Genomic DNA, 1,906 nt, shown 5'->3' with positions numbered 1-1,906 from the left:
GGCCAGGGTCGCGCCGGCCACGGCGGCGGCGGCGGCGCGCTCGGCCGCCCGGGCGGGGCCCTCCACATTGGCCAGCAGGTGACGCGCCTGACGGGCCAGATCCAGCGCGATGGCCCCGGCTTCCGCGTCCGAGGCCTTGTCGCAGATGGTGTGCGCCGCACAGGCCAGGTTGAACAACCGCCGCTCGAGGATCTCCGGCCGCCACGCGAAACTGTTCCAGCCGCCGAACACCCGGCTCCACTCCAGGGTCAGGCGCAGGCCCTCGGCCGCGCCGTCCGGCCCGGCGGTCAGCAGGTCGCCCATCCAGGCGAAGCGGTGCAGGGCGACGGCGAAGCGCCGGCTAGGACTGGGCCGGTCCCACGGGTCGCCGCGCGGGCCGACGTGCATGGCCGAGCCGGCGAACACGAAGTCGCCCATCATGACGCGCAGACCGGCCTGCTCATCGTGCGGCCGCCGGTCGATGGGCGCTGCGGCCAGCCCCTCAGGCTTGGGATGGGTGAGCGTGGCCCGGTGCAGCGACGACCCGGTCCATTCGTGATGCAGCTGTCGGCGCACCGCGGCCGCCACCGCCATCACGGCCAGGCCGCCGGGAAGGCGCGCTAAGGCGGGGCCCTGGTCGGCCACGCGCCGCTCCGCTCAATCGCCCCGAAGGGCGCTGATGTTCGCCGCGTAGGCGGACGGTCCGCCCTTGAACACGGCGGTGCCGGCGACCAGCGCGGTGGCGCCGGCGGCGATGCATCGCGGCGCGGTCAGGGGCGTGACGCCGCCATCGACCTCCAGCGGGATGTCGCGGCCGGTGGCGTCGATCATCGCCCGCAGCCGCTCGATCTTGGCGAGTTGTGAATCCATGAAGACCTGTCCGCCGAAGCCCGGGTTGATCGACATCACCAGGATCAGGTCGACCTCGTCCATCATCCACTCGATCGTCTCGGGCGGGGTCGAGGGGTTGAAAACCACGCCGGCCTTGGCGCCCACGTTGCGGATCTGCTTCAGCGTGCGGTTCAGGTGCGGTCCGGCCTCAGGGTGGACGCTGATGTAGTCGGCGCCGGCGGCGCGGAACGCCTCCAGATACGGGTCGGCCGGCGAGATCATCAGGTGGACGTCGAACGGGATCGAAACCAGCGGGCGCAGCGCCTTCACCACGTCCGGACCGATGGTGATGTTCGGCACGAAATGGCCGTCCATGACGTCGACGTGCAGCCAGTCGGCGCCGGCCGCCTCCACCGCGCGGGCCTCTTCACCGAGCCGGGCGAAATCCGCCGCCAGGATGGAAGGCGCGATCAGGGGCTTTGCGGCGCTGCTCATGGCTCGGACTTATCGCACAGCGCCCGCCCGCCACAAGCCGGCAAGACCCTCAGCCGGCGCGCTTCAACCGAGCGGCATAGAACCCGTCCAGGCCGCCGTCCATGTGGTGCGGCAGGATGCGCAGCGTGCCATCGCCACGCAGGCTGAGCATTGGCGCGCCGCCCTCCCCGGCCCGCGCCGGTTCAATGGCGAACTCGGCGTTACGCTGCAGGAACGCCGCGATCTGCGCCTCGCCCTCCTCCGGCTCCAGCGAGCAGACGCAGTAGACCAGCCGCCCGCCCGGCCTCACGCGGCGCGCGGCGGCGTCCAGCATCTTCGCCTGCAGCCCGGCGAGCGACGCGACGTCGCCCGGCTTCGCCGCCCACAGCACGTCGGGATGCCGGCGGAAGGTGCCGGTGGCGCTGCAGGGGGCATCCAGCAGCACGGCGTCGAAGGTGCGCGGGTCGGGCCAGGCGATGGCGTCGGCGCAAACCACCTCGGCCTCCAGCCCCATGCGGGCGAGGTTCTCGGTCACCCGGCGCAGGCGCGGCGCCGATCGGTCCAGCGCGACCACCGAAGCGCCGGTCGCAGCAAGCTGCAGCGTCTTGCCGCCCGGCGCGGC

2 protein-coding genes and 1 pseudogene are annotated in these 1,906 nt (G+C 72.8%); all 3 read right to left on the bottom strand.

The window, feature by feature from the left end; genetic code table 11:
* Window positions 1–624: pseudogene (locus tag Q8M88_RS02265) on the bottom strand (heparinase); the annotation flags it as partial.
* A 12-nt stretch (window positions 625–636) separates the two neighbouring features.
* Entirely contained in the window at window positions 637–1,305 is a 669-nt protein-coding gene (gene rpe / locus Q8M88_RS02260; protein WP_305594626.1) for a ribulose-phosphate 3-epimerase, read from the bottom strand.
* A 49-nt stretch (window positions 1,306–1,354) separates the two neighbouring features.
* Window positions 1,355–1,906 (bottom strand): RsmB/NOP family class I SAM-dependent RNA methyltransferase (locus Q8M88_RS02255; protein ID WP_305594625.1); only part of this gene is annotated, 552 nt, incomplete at its 5' end.

It is taken from the genome of Phenylobacterium sp., from assembly GCF_030693805.1.
GTDB lineage: Bacteria > Pseudomonadota > Alphaproteobacteria > Caulobacterales > Caulobacteraceae > Phenylobacterium.
Note: the sequence above shows the minus strand (reverse complement) of the source record. Positions and strands in the feature narration are given on the sequence as shown.

What these genes read in the sequence shown, in the direction of transcription:
- rpe (WP_305594626.1), bottom strand. Translation starts at nt 1,305, where the DNA reads ATGAGCAGCGCCGCAAAGCCCCTGATCGCGCCTTCCATCCTGGCGGCG.